This is a genomic window from Chitinophaga sp. (assembly GCF_019236475.1).
Lineage (GTDB): Bacteria > Bacteroidota > Bacteroidia > Chitinophagales > Chitinophagaceae > Chitinophaga.
Genome location: NZ_JAFAIX010000002.1, coordinates 227,507 through 241,181, shown reverse-complemented (window position 1 = coordinate 241,181; position 13,675 = coordinate 227,507). Strand labels below are relative to the sequence as shown.

14 protein-coding genes are annotated in these 13,675 nt (G+C 44.9%); 9 read left to right on the top strand and 5 right to left on the bottom strand.

Annotated features, from left to right (window positions below):
* Nucleotides 1–58: 58 nt before the first annotated feature.
* From JO154_RS01490 to JO154_RS01470, 5 genes are all read left to right on the top strand, one after another.
* Entirely contained in the window at nt 59–1,171 is a 1,113-nt protein-coding gene (locus JO154_RS01490; protein WP_291941240.1) for a heparan-alpha-glucosaminide N-acetyltransferase domain-containing protein, read from the top strand.
* 4 nt (nt 1,172–1,175) lie between these two features.
* The gene (locus tag JO154_RS01485; protein WP_291941238.1) at nt 1,176–1,724 is read left to right on the top strand and encodes an RNA 2'-phosphotransferase; all 549 of its coding nucleotides are present in this window, start codon (nt 1,176–1,178) and stop codon (nt 1,722–1,724) included.
* A 43-nt stretch (nt 1,725–1,767) separates the two neighbouring features.
* On the top strand, nt 1,768–2,532 hold the full coding sequence (gene map / locus JO154_RS01480) for a type I methionyl aminopeptidase (RefSeq protein ID WP_291941236.1): 765 nt from the start codon (nt 1,768–1,770) through the stop codon (nt 2,530–2,532).
* Nucleotides 2,533–2,551: 19 nt separating this feature from the next.
* Complete coding sequence (locus JO154_RS01475; RefSeq protein WP_291941233.1) at nt 2,552–3,736, top strand: class I SAM-dependent RNA methyltransferase; 1,185 nt, start codon at nt 2,552–2,554, stop codon at nt 3,734–3,736.
* 247 nt (nt 3,737–3,983) lie between these two features.
* On the top strand, nt 3,984–4,154 hold the full coding sequence (locus JO154_RS01470) for a hypothetical protein (RefSeq protein WP_291941232.1): 171 nt from the start codon (nt 3,984–3,986) through the stop codon (nt 4,152–4,154).
* A gap of 16 nt (nt 4,155–4,170) precedes the next feature.
* Here JO154_RS01470 and JO154_RS01465 read toward each other — a convergent pair whose 3' ends face one another.
* A complete protein-coding gene (locus JO154_RS01465) occupies nt 4,171–4,644 on the bottom strand; it encodes an Lrp/AsnC ligand binding domain-containing protein (RefSeq protein ID WP_291941229.1) in 474 nt (157 codons plus the stop codon).
* A 235-nt stretch (nt 4,645–4,879) separates the two neighbouring features.
* On the opposite strand from JO154_RS01465, the gene JO154_RS01460 reads away from it, so the two are divergent.
* Nucleotides 4,880–5,548: a hypothetical protein gene (locus JO154_RS01460; protein ID WP_291941227.1), complete on the top strand. Its 669-nt coding sequence runs from the start codon at nt 4,880–4,882 to the stop codon at nt 5,546–5,548.
* 96 nt (nt 5,549–5,644) lie between these two features.
* Complete coding sequence (locus JO154_RS01455; RefSeq protein WP_291941225.1) at nt 5,645–5,875, top strand: DUF3820 family protein; 231 nt, start codon at nt 5,645–5,647, stop codon at nt 5,873–5,875.
* Between the two features lies 1 nt (nt 5,876).
* Here the strand turns inward: JO154_RS01455 and JO154_RS01450 are convergent, their stop codons facing one another.
* Nucleotides 5,877–6,347 (bottom strand): polymer-forming cytoskeletal protein, encoded by a 471-nt coding sequence (locus JO154_RS01450; protein WP_291941222.1) that lies wholly within the window; start codon nt 6,345–6,347, stop codon nt 5,877–5,879.
* Nucleotides 6,348–6,356: 9 nt separating this feature from the next.
* Nucleotides 6,357–7,445, bottom strand: coding sequence for a ParM/StbA family protein (locus tag JO154_RS01445; protein ID WP_291941220.1), 1,089 nt, complete (start codon nt 7,443–7,445; stop codon nt 6,357–6,359).
* A 215-nt stretch (nt 7,446–7,660) separates the two neighbouring features.
* Between JO154_RS01445 and JO154_RS01440 the strand changes: the two genes are divergently transcribed.
* Both JO154_RS01440 and JO154_RS01435 read left to right on the top strand, forming a co-directional pair.
* A complete protein-coding gene (locus JO154_RS01440) occupies nt 7,661–8,014 on the top strand; it encodes a hypothetical protein (RefSeq protein ID WP_291941218.1) in 354 nt (117 codons plus the stop codon).
* Between the two features lie 38 nt (nt 8,015–8,052).
* A complete protein-coding gene (locus JO154_RS01435; RefSeq protein ID WP_291941216.1) occupies nt 8,053–9,912 on the top strand; it encodes a M1 family metallopeptidase in 1,860 nt (619 codons plus the stop codon).
* Between the two features lie 86 nt (nt 9,913–9,998).
* Here JO154_RS01435 and JO154_RS01430 read toward each other — a convergent pair whose 3' ends face one another.
* Together JO154_RS01430 and JO154_RS01425 are read right to left on the bottom strand one after the other, a co-directional pair.
* Entirely contained in the window at nt 9,999–11,018 is a 1,020-nt protein-coding gene (locus JO154_RS01430; protein WP_291941215.1) for a DUF4249 family protein, read from the bottom strand.
* 5 nt (nt 11,019–11,023) lie between these two features.
* Nucleotides 11,024–13,621, bottom strand: a complete 2,598-nt coding sequence (locus JO154_RS01425; RefSeq protein WP_291941213.1) for a carboxypeptidase-like regulatory domain-containing protein — start codon at nt 13,619–13,621, stop codon at nt 11,024–11,026.
* Between the last annotated feature and the right edge of the window lie 54 nt (nt 13,622–13,675).

Below are 13,675 nucleotides of genomic sequence, written 5' to 3'. Positions count from 1 at the left end.
CCGCTTCTTTATGATTCTCTCAGGAAATTATATAAATTGAGGAGATCATAAAAACCGCATGACTAACTCAACCAAACCGCGATTACTATCGCTCGATTTTTTCCGAGGCATCACCGTTGCCGCCATGATTATGGTAAATAACCCAGGCAGTTGGAAATATGTGTATGCCCCACTGGAACACAGTAAATGGAATGGCTGTACACCAACAGACCTAATCTTCCCCTTCTTTCTGTTTATTGTAGGCGTTTCTGTACCGTATGCTATGGGATCCAAAAAAGAAGATCCCACCCAACACCGTACACTTATCCTGCATGCGCTGAGAAGGGCGGCTATCCTGATTCTTATCGGAATGGCGCTGCGAATAATGTTCAAATGGGATTTCTCGACCCTACGATTCCCAGGCGTATTGCAGCGTATAGGTGTAGTATTTGGTGTGATTGCCATCCTGTATATCAAAACCAGCAAACGTACTATCCAATGGGTATTCGGATCACTACTGATTATCTATTGCCTGCTGATGACGGTGGTCCCTGTTCCTGGTACAGGCGTGCCTAGCCTGGAACCAGAAGCGAACCTGGGAGCATGGCTAGACAGACTGATCTTTACACCTGCACACCTGTGGTCGCAAAGTAAAACCTGGGATCCCGAAGGCCTGCTCAGTACCATTCCTGCTGTCAGCACTGGCTTGTTCGGGGTTATGGTAGGTACCTGGCTCAGAAGAAAAGACAGAGAGGATGCCGTAAAGGTAAGCTGGATGTTTGTGTATGGATTTATTGCCGTCGTACTGGCATTGATGTGGGACCCATTTTTCCCTATCAATAAGTCGCTATGGACAAGCTCCTTCGTATTGTACACCGGTGGACTAGGCACCATGGCATTGGCTACCTGCTATTGGCTGATAGATGTACAACAACGGAATAAATACCTGACCCCATTTGTGGCCTTCGGCAGAAATGCGATTACTGCCTATGTATTATCGGCACTGGTACCCAAATTTATGAGCATGATCCCAATAGGGGAAGGCTCTTTACAAAGCTGGTTAAATGAGGCGGTGTGGAACAACCTGTTCACTCCATACAATGCTTCGCTGGCCAGCGCATTATTCCTGGTATTCCTTATCTGGATACCTATTGCGATCATGTATCGCAGGAACGTTATAGTTAAGATTTAATAAGATGAATGAAGCTGAAAAGAAAACGCATAGTAAATTTCTAAGTAAAATATTAAGACATAGTCCAGGCGCAATCGGTTTGCGCCTGGATAACAACGGATGGGCAGATGTTGCGGAACTAATCCATAAAGCTAGCTACCGCTTCACCATGGAGGAACTGGAGGAAATCGTATCCACCAACGAGAAACAACGGTTTGCTTTCAATGAATCCAAAACCCTCATCCGGGCTAGTCAGGGCCATAGTATAGATATCGACCTGGCACTGCCACCAGCAGTACCACCCGCTTTCTTGTATCATGGAACCACTGGTAGTACGATCCCGCAGATCAAAGCGGATGGTATCAAACGGATGTCACGCCAACATGTACACCTGAGCATTGATAGGGAAACCGCGATTAAAGTAGGTAGCAGACATGGCGCTCCTGTTATCCTGACCATCCGTACCGCTGAGATGCATGCAGAAGGACTTACTTTCTGGCTGTCGGAAAATAATGTTTGGCTGACAGATTTTGTTCCGGCAAAGTATATAGATTACCCCCATAACTTTCGTTAGATTTGTAGACCCATTCGGAAACCTGTTAAAATACCAAAACAATATGTCTATTACGTCTCAATCTGACCTCAATGGTATGCAGCGTATCAGCGAAATTGTGGCCCATACGCTGAAAGAAATGAGAAAATTTACCAAGCCCGGCATGAGTGCCCGAGAGATTGATGAATATGGAGGCGCATTGCTGCAAAAATTCGGGGCCAACTCCGCACCCAAGTTGACCTACGGATTTCCTGGCTGGACTTGCATCAGCGTAAACCATGAAATTGCCCATGGCATTCCTACCGCTGAAAAAATCATCCGGGAAGGAGACCTAGTAAACATCGATGTCTCCGCAGAATTGGATGGCTACTGGTCCGACAATGGCGGTTCCTTTGTGGTAGGGGAAGACATCCACGGCTATCAGCCACTAGTGAATGCTTCCAAACTAATCCTCCATAAAGCGATCCATGCTATCCGCAGTGGTATCCGCATTTGTGAAATCGGTAGGCTCATCGAGAATGAGGCCCGTCACGCTGGCTATTCTGTTATTCGTAACCTTGGAGGTCATGGCATTGGTAAAAAGTTACACGAGTCTCCCGCTGATATTCTTAACTGCTACGACCATGCAAATAAAAGTCGGTTCAAAAGACATGGGGTAGTGGCCATAGAAACTTTCATCGCCACGCAATCTAATTTCGCTAACCAGGAAGAGGATGGCTGGACGCTCACCGGTAATCGTGGAGGCGTAACTGCACAACACGAACACACCATCATCATTACCGACGGTGCACCAGTAATACTAACTGCTGCCAACGAAATCTGGAATTAATTGGTAATTTGCGCCCATTATGTCTTTATATACAAAAAGTGGCGCCATTACCATCACATGTAATAAGCGCCTGACTCCTTACCTGGAACAGGAAGTAAAAGATCTAGGATTCACCCTAGAAGATACTTTTGTTACAGGGGTACGTTTGCAGGGAACCATTAACGACTGTATCCGGCTCAATCTGAACCTGCGCTGTGCTAGCCAGGTACTCTATAGCCTGAAACAATTTAAGGCACAGAATGCAGATGAAATTTACCTGCAACTGAAAGCCTACGCCTGGGAAAATATCCTCAAAGCAGATGGCTACTTTTCCATTACCAGCAATGTGCTGAATGAGACGATCAACAACAGTATGTTTGCCAATCTGCGTGTAAAAGACGCGATTGTAGACAGACTGCGGGAGAAAACCGGCAAAAGGCCATCTACCGGTGCAGAGCTTACTGGGGCTGTGGTAAACCTCTTCTGGAAAAATGAAGACGCTGAAATCTTTATCGATACTTCTGGGGATTCTCTTGCCCGTCATGGTTACAGGAAAATTCCAGGAAAAGCGCCTATGTTGGAAGCCCTGGCGGCCAGCACCATCCTGGCTTCCCGTTGGGACCGAAAATCGCCTTTTATCAATCCAATGTGCGGTTCCGGAACACTCGCTATAGAAGCCGCGCTTATTGCTACCAACAGCAGGCCCGGACTTTTCAGGGATAACTACGGATTCATGCACCTCAACGGTTATGATGATACCGTATATCAAGAGGAGAGAGGATTACTGGAAAAACAGATCGTGGAAGTACCCGGACTCAAAATTATTGCCACAGACCTTAGTGAACAGGCTATTCAAAATGCCCGTAAAAACGCCAGGGCTGCAGGTGTAGATGATATGATTACCTTCAGAGTCTGTGATTTCGCTGCTACCACAGTGCCAGAAAATGGCGGCGGTGTGGTATTCATGAACCCGGAATATGGTTTACGCCTCGGAGAAATTACCGCTTTGGAAGAAACGTATGGCCGTATCGGTGATTTCATGAAACAACGCTGTGGTGGATACTTTGGATATATATTCACCGGAAACCTCGACCTGGCAAAGAAAATAGGACTCAAAGCAAAACGACGCATCGAGTTCTATAATAGCACACTGGATTGTCGTCTGCTGGAATATGAGCTTTATGCTGGTACGAGAGACCCGCGCAAACAAGCCACCACCGAATAAAGTAGAATTTGGTTACAAAAATAAAATCCCGGTACACCGCCAGTGTACCGGGATTTCGTATTTCTAAGAGCTTTCTAATAACTTTTTACAATGATTCTAACAGTTTCGCATTACTTCTCTGCTTACCTTTGCATCGTATCAAAACAAAAATACATGGACTCAGATCCTGCAACGAAAAACAATTTATTTCATCTCCTGTAACCGTCTCCTCCACTGGTGATGCCGGTTGCAGGGCAAAACCAGTACTATGTTCAAATTTAATTTTTTCCGCAAAGCATTTACTGTTGCCATTAAAGACGAACTGGCTCCAGAAACCCGTCCTGTTGTACACAATCCAGAAATCGAAAAGAATATTCGCCTGCTGGCGTATCGCCCACATAGAGTGATGCGCAGAAGCAGAAACGAAATGTTTCATTGAAGGCTGTACCATGTAATTACATGGCAGCACTCACATTAATAGGGCGGCTGAAGCTTTCTTCTAAGGAGATAATAGTTTCGGTCCGCTCTATTCCTTTTATATGCTGGAGGTCATCTTGCAGAATCTTACGTAACTCCGCACTGTCGCGGCAGATGATTTCTGCAAACATACTGTAGGCGCCTGTAGTGTAGTTCAGACGTACAATTTGTGGAACTTTTAACAACTGTTTCGCAACGTTTTCATACAAGGAACTTTTCTCCAGATAGATGCCTATGAAGGCCAATACATCGTATCCAATGGCGCGGAGATTCACCTGCAAACGGGTACCACGGATAACACCCATTTCATGCAGCTTTTTAATACGTACGTGGATGGTGCCACCTGACACGAAAAGTTTCTTACCCAGCTCTGCATAGGAGATGCTGGCATCGTTGGACATCTCAGATATTATTTGTAGGTCTAATTTGTCAATATTTAACTGGTGGCTCATTTAGGCTATTGGATTTAGATTTTATCTAAAAATAAAACAATTTTTGCAAAAATATCAAAATTCTCTCTTTCTGACAACGTCCCCATATTAAATATTTTACCCCTGAGCCTGTAACGGCAAAGCTTAAACGCTTCCCTCCAGAACATTTTACCCTGGCACTTGTTGTTAATAGAAAACCTGTCATAGATAGGAATGACAGCAGTGTAACAACTGTTCACCCATTAAAAAATGCACTATGTATTCCCAATATTTCAAACATCTTGTAAAATGCCAGCTTTTTGTAGCCCTAGCCCTGGTATTATTACTAGGAGCCTGCGGTACTACTGTGCATATGACCGGTACCTGGAAATCAAATGATGCTCCTGCGGGAGGATATCACAAAATCTTGATTGCCAGTCTGTCTTCTGACATGGGTGCCCGGCAAACAATAGAAACAAACCTGGCTGCTACTTTGGCGCAGAAAGGGATCGTTACAGGAAGAAGTCTGGATATGTTCCCTCCGAATTTTGATCCGAAAAATGAAGTATCCCGTAAGGATATGGCGGATAAAATCCGTGCAGCGGGATATGCCGCTATCTTAACGGCCTCTATTGTCAAAAAGGAATCAGAAACACGCTATGTGCCTGGTACATATATGTATGCGCCTTATCCGGCATATGGTTGGTATGGTAGCTTCTGGGGTTACTATGGATATATGTATGGCGCCCTATACAGCCCTGGCTACTATACAACTGATAAAACCTATTTCCTTGAATCTAACCTCTACGATCTGAACAGAGATGGTAAGTTAGTATGGTCCGGACAATCAGAAACCGTTAATCCGGGTAGCATGGCCTCTTTTGGTAAGGCATTCTCCCAAAAGGTAGCGGACGCATTACAGAATGAAGGCTTGCTCAGTCGATAATACTAGTTTCAGTTGTTTGTTTTTATCAGTGCCGTATCATAATTGATGCGGCACTTTTTTTATGTAAACTTTCCTTTCTTTGCACAAAAGATAAGCATGGAACTGGCACAACCCAACCCGGAGCTGCTAAAACAGCTAGTGACTATGAAAATGCCATTTGGCAAATATGAAAATACCATACTGTGCGACCTGCCGGTCAGCTACCTGGAATGGTTTCAGCGCAAAGGATTTCCTGCCGGAAAGCTGGGAATGCTCCTGGAAACATTGCTGGTGATAAAGATGAACGGATTGGGTTATTTGTTGGAACCGCTCAAAGGAAAGAGATAACTCAGAACCACGAACTATTTTGTTCTTCTTCCTGCTGCGGAGGTGGAATAACAACGGTGGGTGCAGCGGCTTCCATTACAGGCAATGCAACTACCGGTTCCTCGGTTTGCTGCACTGCCTGGATATTTTTACGGATGGCGCCTTCTACTACAGCGCCTTCCTCAATTTCAAGAATCATGGCATTGACATCCCCCTTCACGAATGCTTTAGTGGTGACATATGCCTTATTGCTGATATAAACGTCGCCAAATACTTTTCCGTAAATAACCAAATCTGTGGCATATATATGCCCTTTGATACTGGCGTTTTCACTGATTATTAACTTCCCCGTGGTTTTTACATTCCCGCGTACATGGCCATCTATACGGCCAGAAATAGTAGCGTCTATACCGCCATTGACAGTTACGGATTTAGGAATGCGGAAAGCACCGGGACGAATCAGGTTACGGAATAAATGTTGAACGTTAATCACACAAACAATTTACAGGTTAATGGGAATTGTATCAGCAGCAGCCGTTGTAGTTGGAGTGGGTGCTGGCCGATTTTCATCCTCAAAATAGGATACAATGGAGCTAGCATTACCCAGATCCAAACCTACACTACGGTGTTGTTTGTTATCTGAAATGCGCAGCGAATTGTAAAGATAACCAACACTCACGAGTTTTTCAGGCTCCGGAGCTACTTCTACTGGGATAAAATCTCTGAATTCATCTGCGAAGGCGTCTGTTAATTCTTTATAATGTGCGCCACCACCCATCAGGTAGATTTTTTCGCAAGTTTCAAAATCCAGGTCTGTAAAGTATTTACGCATGAGCGGAGATACAACTTCCTTGTAGTACTGTGTCAGTACGCCTTTTCTCATCTCGCGTAGGTCAATGCGTTTGCGATTGGTAAAGATGGAGCCTTTCATAAAAGCGTCGTCTACCTGATGCTCATTTTTCATCTCCAGATAATGCTTCTGGTTCAGTTCACGAGTCAGGTTATTGATCGCGTAACGGATGCCATGAGAACTGAAGCAAGTACGATGAATCAGACCGTCGCCGGTAGCCATGCCACCTTCAATGGTACCAAATCCAAAACTAATGGCAATAAAGTTTTCCAGTGGTTCAGGAATCGTTTTTTTCAAACCAATAATACCACCTACAATCTCAGGAATCACTTCATATCGTTCAATATCAAACATCCCTTTTTTGAAAGCACCTTTGTTGTTAAAGGTCTGCGTATCATAATCAACCAGGAAATGTCTTTTACTTAAAAACTGTTCTGCAGCAGCTTTATAGATATTATAAGTAGAGAAGGGGAAGCCCATCGTAATCGAGATCGGTTGCTGTACCTTATCGATGGTATTCAGCAGGGCTGCCTTAAACAGTATCTCATAGTCTTCCTCCTGGGGAGAAGCATTCGTCACTCTGCCGGGATTAATACCTCCACGCTTGGCCATGTTACCTACCAGGTACCATGTTTCGTCCTTTTTAATTTTTAAACCGTTCAATAAATCTTTACTGGAGTTTTCAGTGTTCCCAAAGGCGGTTTCAAACACACTGGGGAAGCTTGTTGTAGATACTTTCATAGCGTTGTGATAATAACAAAATAGAGATTAAATTTAAGAATATTCAGGACCAATGGGGCGGGCATTCAATGAATTTACGCTAAATTTAATACAGGCCGATTGATTTTCAAAATGGCCGATAGTTACTTAACCGGATAATAAACGTGTAAGGTATCCCGTTATTGTTCGTAGGTCCTGCTCCCTTGCCCATGCTCACTTTTTCCCAGATGTAGTGCATGAAAAAGAGGTATACGATCCCCATTTGTTTCCTGCTGGCCTGCAATACCTCCAGTAAGGTGTACACCGCCCCAGCCATGGGCGCTGAATCCAAATTTGATGACGGCCTGAGGCCAGAAAAACATCCGAAATACCTGTTCGATAAAAAGACAATGAAGGATCTTAAACGCAACGGTTATTCTTCGGATTATACCCGCAAAAGAAATACAGCCCCCACAGCGCCCATTAAGAAATCCGGACCAGTGGCGGATTCCCTGGCACAGACAAGCGATAGTTTACATACGGTCCCGGCAGATTCTTCCCGCAGCCCGCTACATGATAGTATTCCGGCACGTAAAGATTCCATACAGTAGCTGCATATTCATTAATTTTGGCTGGCAGACAGAAATATATGAAGTCAAGATTAATATTTATCATACTGCTGGGAACCATGTTCCAGCAGGCAACTGCTCAACAGTTGTATATGCCGAGGAATATCAGGCAGGCTTATGAGAACGGAACCCGCAGCACTACAGGTGCTCCAGGCCCAAAGTATTGGCAAAACCGCGCCAACTATGATATTAAAGTTGCTTTTGCTCCGAAAAGTAGGCTGGTGTCAGGATCTGAAACTGTTGTGTATACTAACAACAGTCCGGATACACTCCGCAATCTCAATATCAAACTATTCCCGAACCTCTTCCAGCATGGTAGCCTCCGTGGTATGCCTATAGCGGCCAGTGATATGGGAGATGGTGTGGCCCTCGCTAATGTGAAGGTCAATGGTATCAGTATGGGGGGCTTAAAGTCGTCCGGTACCAACTTACAGTTAGATATCCCTGAAACCTTACCTGGGGGGCAATTGAAGCTGGAACTTGATTTTTCCTATAAACTGAACGAAACGTCCCATATCCGTACAGGTATGGTAGACACGGGCGCTCATTTTATTGCCTACTTCTTTCCGCGTATAGCCGTTTATGATGATATCAATGGATGGGACAAAATCCCCTATATCGGTACCACTGAGTTTTATAACGACTTCTGTAATTTCCGTGTAGACATTACCGTGCCTGGTAATTACCAGGCCTGGGCTACCGGCGACCTGAAAAATGGCGCTGAGGTTTTACAGCCGAAATACTTACAACGCATTGCCCAGGCAGAGAAAAACAACGACATTATCTCTATCATCGACAGTACCGACTTGGCCAATGGCAACATCACCAAGAACAGTACTTCCAATACCTGGCATTATGAAGCAAATAATGTAACCGATTTTGCTTTCGCTGTCAGCAATCATTATGTTTGGAAATCAAGTAGTGTGGAAGTAGATCCGAAAACCAAACGCAGAACCCGCGTGGATGCTGTGTATAATGAGGACCATGATGATTTCGATGGCGTACCTTTTTATGCCAGGAAAACAGTGGAAAGTATGAGCTATCGTTTCCCACGCTGGCCTTACCCTTACCCGCATGAAACCGTTTTCGAAGGACTTGATCAGATGGAATACCCTATGATGGTCAATGATAATGCCCTGGCCAGCAAGGAACAATCCATCGAACTGACAGATCACGAAATCATGCATACTATGTTTCCTTTTTACATGGGTACCAATGAAACATTATACGCCTGGATGGACGAAGGTTGGGCTACTATCGGAGAATGGCTCATTTCTCCAATGATTGATTCCACTATCATAGATAATTACGGTATGGCGCCTTATAACGCCATCGCTGGCCGTTCTCAAGACCTGCCCATTATGACGGCCTCCAATCAACTGACAGAATCCTACATGGTCAATTCCTATCCAAAACCTGCATTGGGATATCTCTATGTGAAGGATCTATTGGGCGACAGTTTATTCCTGAAGGCTTTACACTATTATATTGCCTCCTGGAACGGCAAACACCCACAGCCTTATGATTTCTTCAATTGTATGAATGTGGGATCTGGCCGCAATTTGAACTGGTTTTGGAAAATTTGGTTCTTCGATGATGGCTATCCAGACCTAGCCATTACTTCCGTGAAACAACAGGGGAAAAACTGCTCTGTGGTGGTAACTTCCAAAGGAACTAAACCCGTACCGGTAGATCTGACCATTGTATTTAAGGATGGTACTACCCAAAAGCTGCACCGAACAATCGCTTGCTGGGAGCATGGCGAGAAGACCGTCCGCGTGGACTTTACGTCTCCCCAAAAAATCAATACCGTAATTTTGGGAAATACCTGGTCGGCAGATGTGAATCCAAGCGATAACATATATACGATGCCGTTATAATATTAACTCGCCCTAATAGGGGAAATGAAAAAGGCGCAAAGAGGGAATATCCGATTTGCGCCTTTTTGTATTGGATGGGACCAAGTTTATAATTCGTCGTAGTATAACTGGTATAGTACCTGGTTGCTACCACCTACAATTCCAATGCCGCCGGAAGTATTATTACGCAATTGAACTGCCTGGATTAGACTGTTCAATCCTGGGTTGCGCTTCACCTTCTCATAGGTTAAGAGGAAGTCGTAATATTGACTGGAAACAGATTTCACGTACACGAGTACACGCCCTTTTGGTGCAATAGCCTCCACCTGGTTGGAACTCAGTGCAGTGGCGTTAATATAGAGATTAGTGGTAATCGGTCTGCTGGTCTGGTTAAAGAGGATACTATTATAATTTTCATTCAAACCACCAATTTGGTTATTGTCAGCATTCTCATCCTGGGTATAGCAAGGGATACGCAGGAAATCGTTCAGGAAAGTAGTGTCTTTTGAAATTACTACGCCAGGCTTACCTTTCACAGAATCAAAAAGGTCTTCGTTGGCAGCTACGCTATAACGTACACCATTCCACGTAAAGAATGAATCCACTTGAGCGGATTGTTTCAACGCTTCCATTACTATATACTGCCGCTGTCCGGGTTGCGGATGAATGGTGAGATGAAACTGTAGCACCGGGCGGCCGTTCAGGATAGTACGACTGGTATCTAACAAATCTACCTTCAAATTTGACGGAATGGTGGTAGAGGAAGTCACTACCCTCATCCCTGGAACCTCTACTCGTACCCGGTAAAAGGTATTGGGGTTGAGGTTCACTTTACCTCGGTAAATACTCATGCGATTACTGGTATCTGTAGCAAAGGTCAGCGTTTCTACCAGGCTGCTATCTCGGTTCAGGATTTTTACCAATGCATCAGGCACCAAGTCAAAAGAATTATCTACTCCCGGTGCCACTATTTTACTTTTGCCCACGCGTATCTCTGCAGGTTGACCTGCGGTCAGTTCACTGTATACTACCACTCTGGGCTGGCCATTGCCAGGAGGCAATGGCAGTTCAGACTCACATGCGGTCAGTAATAAAATCGATAACACAGCTAAATACATCAAACGCATCTTCATCAAAATTTAAATGTGTAATTCAGGTACGGCAAGGTTCTAAACAGACTGTATTGATATAACTGTAACGGATATACCTGATCTGTATTGAAGTAAGAAAACTGGTCAAAGCTTACAATAAACGGATTGGCCCTATTGTAAATATTGTATACACCAGCACTGATAATATGTTTAAAGCGAGATTTATTGCCCAAATAGATGGTGGTACCCAGATCCAGGTGATGCACCGGAGGTAGGCGATAGTTGTTCAACCCAGCAAAGAACGGTAGGTAATTGACCAGGTGAGTGGAGAAAGGAGAATACCGTTCATCCAAGTAACCGTTGATATGTCGCGCCCAGTCCATATCCGGGTAAATTTGTTGTGGCAGGGTAAACGGTGCCCCGCTGGCGAATTTCCAGGAAGCGCTGAACGACCAATTTGGTTTGAATTGATATTTCATGGCTAATGAAATCGTATGTCGGCGATCCTCTTTATAAGGGTACCTGCGGCCCGCATTAATGCGATCAAACTGTCGCCATGCCCATGCCAGGGTATAAGCGAAGATACCCGTAAACCGGCCTTTTGTTTTCTCCAGGAGTACTTCTCCACCATAGTTGGTACCTGAGCCGGCAATTACTTTCTTTTCCCACAGATCGGAATTATCGAAGATATTCAACACCGTATTGGTGGTAACAATATCGCTGAGTTGTTTGTAATAGCCGTCTACACTAATTCTCCAGTCGTTATCCCATTTCTTTTCGTAGGCGAGACTGTAAGAGTAAGAACGTTCTGGTTTAATATTATCTGTACTAGGTACCCAGAGATCGGTGGGGAGGTTGATCACCGGGGTTGTCAGTTGGTGCACGAATTGGGTCATAGTGGCATAAGAAGCCTCTATAAACTGGCCATGGTTAAACTTCCATCTAACCAGTAATCGTGGTTGGGCACTGGTATAACCGGCGCCTTTTTGGATCAATGCCCCTATGTGCAAACCGGGTCTCACTATCAATCTATCTTCCAACAGCGACATCTGGTCTTCCGCATAAGCGTTGACTTCCGACATAAAGTAGGTCGGCGCAGCTCTTTTAACCCCAACACCTAAAGCAATATTGGTGCTATAGGCCGTTGGCGCCAAGTTATGATACGTATAACCGCCACCGAAGGAAAGTTTATGTGTGTTATTGATCGTGAATTCTGTCTCGTTATTGATCGCCATGTCCCGCACCCTGGAAACGCCCTGGCCTTTTACATACAGCGAATCATTGAAACTCAGCGGGATCATTGATTTCTGCGTAAAGAGATTATGGAAGCGGCTGTAGGTAACGGTCGTGTTGGTAAATATCCGCGGAGATACCACACTGGCCCATTTCAGCGCGGATGTGATATTACTCCAGGAAAAATCATAGTCATCAAACAGGTCAATGGTAGGATTTTCACTAGAGATCAGCATTTTATCCTGCCCTTTATAGAAACTTAAGTAGAGGCGGTTTTTATCATTAATCACCTGGTTCACTTTCAGGTTGATATCGTAGAGGTAGTAATTGCCGTAGTCTTTCAGGTAGTTTTTACCGTATAAGGCATCAACTAGGGAACGGCGGAAGGATAAAGACATGGAGGTCCGGTCTTTTACAATCGGGCCATCCAGTTCTGCGCTACCGGATACAGGGCTGATAACGGCTTTTCCATGCCATTCCTTCATATTCCCGTCTTTGGTGCGGATATCCACCACGGAGGAAAGTCGGCCGCCATAACGGGCAGGGAAAGCATCTTTATACAGACTTACATCTTTCACCGCATCTCCATTGAAGATAGAGAAGAGCCCAAAAAGGTGACCTGTATGATAGATAGGTACGCCATCCAGGAGATATAAGTTCTGATCAGCGCCACCACCGCGGATCAGTAGGTTGCTACTACTTTCCAGGGAGCTGCCGGCGCCAGGATAGAACTGTAATGATTTGAGGACGTCCTTTTCTCCCAGCAATGCAGGAAAGCTATTCAGGTAGGAGAGCGGCATATTGATATAACCAGCATGCAATTGTATTGTATCATCCGGACCAGCATTCACTACCACCGGTTGCAGAAAATTGCGGGCAGAGAGGTAAATATCCAACTGGCCGTCATCTGGAGGAGGGAGTTTTTGGAGGATGGGTTCATATCCTACGTGCGAATACACAATGAGGTTGCAGGTATCAGGCACTTGGAGGGTATAAAAACCGTAGGCATTGCTAACTGTTCCTCGTTTGGTGATCGGGTCATAGATAGAAGCGCCGATGATGACCTCCTTACTGGTTTCCTCGCGAACGAAGCCGCTGAGCGTGTAATACTGTGTTTGAGAGGATTCCCGTAACAGGAAAATTTTACCATTGACAGCGGCGGCTTGGATGCCAGTACCCTGTAAGATGGTATTTAATACCATGCCTGTGGTTTTCTCCGTACCATGCAACTGTACCTTTTTGTTGAGGTGCAGAAAGCTGGAGCTATAGGAGATGGCAATTCCTGTAGAGTGCTGTATTTCCTGGATAAAGGAAAGGATGGTGCCCTGTGTGTGTTTGGGCGTGAAGGGATGGCTTAAAATAGAATCGCTACTGTGCTGGGCTCGGGCATTAAAGCCTCCCAGCATCAGTAGCAATAATATTAACGCAGTATAAGTCCGTAGGGGCTGTCGATTTACATT